At 51.7% G+C, this 1,380-nt stretch carries 1 protein-coding gene; it reads left to right on the top strand.

From position 1 onward, the window contains the following. A partial coding sequence (locus HP456_RS23985; protein ID WP_172255679.1) for a YcaO-like family protein occupies window positions 1-1,254 on the top strand: 1,254 nt, incomplete at its 5' end. Window positions 1,255-1,380: the final 126 nt, after the last annotated feature.

Below are 1,380 nucleotides of genomic sequence, written 5' to 3'. Positions count from 1 at the left end.
ACCGGACTTTTTAACTCTAAGATGTATGACCTGGTGACGCCGTTCGCGGATGCGAGTGTGAATATGCCGATGTTCTCCGGGGATGAAGGGACGGCCGGACGGACACAGGTCTACTCAGACAGCGAGCTGACAGCCATTCTTGAAGGATTGGAGCGTCACTGCGGGTTGGAGCCGCGCGGCAAACGGACAGTCGTCCATGACAGCTACCGGAATGTGAAGGAACAGGCACTGGATCCGCTGAAGGTCGGCGTTCATACCGAAGAACAGTATGCAATGACGGGTTTTCCTTTTGAAAAGTTTGACCCTGACAGGGAGATTGACTGGGTGTGGGGGTATTCACTCATCGAAGAGCGGCCAATTCTCGTCCCTGAGCTCCTTAGCTATTACAGTCTCGGCTGCGGCTCATCCGGTTTTGTCTATGAAACGTCCAACGGCTGTGCTCTTGGCGGAAGCAGGGAGGAAGCGATCTTTTACGGGATCATGGAGGTCGTCGAACGGGATTCATTCCTTTTGACCTGGTATGCAGAGCTCAACCTGCCGCGCCTTGATCCACTTACAGCAGAGGACGAGGAGCTGCAGTTAATGATTGAACGGATGCGGGCGGTCGCAGGGTATGATCTCTATTTGTATAACTCCACAATGGAGCACGGAATTCCAAGCGTCTTTGCGATGGCAAAAAACAGGAAGGATACAGGATTGAATCTGATCCTCGCGGCAGGTGCGCACCTGGATCCTGTCAGAGCGGCAAAAAGTGCGATTCAGGAGCTGGCCGGGATGATGTTGAATCTTGATGAAAAATTGGAGAAGAACAAGACGGAATATGAAAAAATGCTTTACGATGATTCCCTCGTAAGGCAGATGGATGATCACGGCATGCTGTACGGGCTGCCGCAGGCCGAAGAACGGTTCAAATTTTTACAGGATGACAGCCGGCCTTTGCGAAGTTTCCAGGAGGAATTCAAATGGAAGTCTGTTCACACAGATCTTACGGATGACCTGAAGGATATTCTTGCCGCATTCCGAAGCCGGAACCTTGATGTCATTGCCGTCGACCAGACCGCGCCGGAACTTGCAAAGAACGGTCTGCACTGCGTGAAAGTCTTGATTCCCGGCATGCTTCCTATGACATTCGGGCATCATCTTACCCGTCTGACAGGACTTGATAGGGTCCTTAACGTCCCGGCGGAACTGGGGTATGCCGACCGGCCGTTGACATTTGAACAGCTCAATCTAAAACCGCATCCGTTTCCTTAGGGTACTGGGAGGTAAGGAGGATGAGTCTGGAAGAATTTCTTCACAATCTGCAATTTGATATTAATCGGGCCAATCAGCCAAACTGGGAAGCGGACTGGGAGGATGCACCTCTTTCCTATAAGCTGT

The organism is Bacillus haikouensis, assembly GCF_013179555.1.
Lineage (GTDB): Bacteria > Bacillota > Bacilli > Bacillales > Bacillaceae_B > Rossellomorea > Rossellomorea haikouensis_A.
Note: the sequence above shows the minus strand (reverse complement) of the source record. Positions and strands in the feature narration are given on the sequence as shown.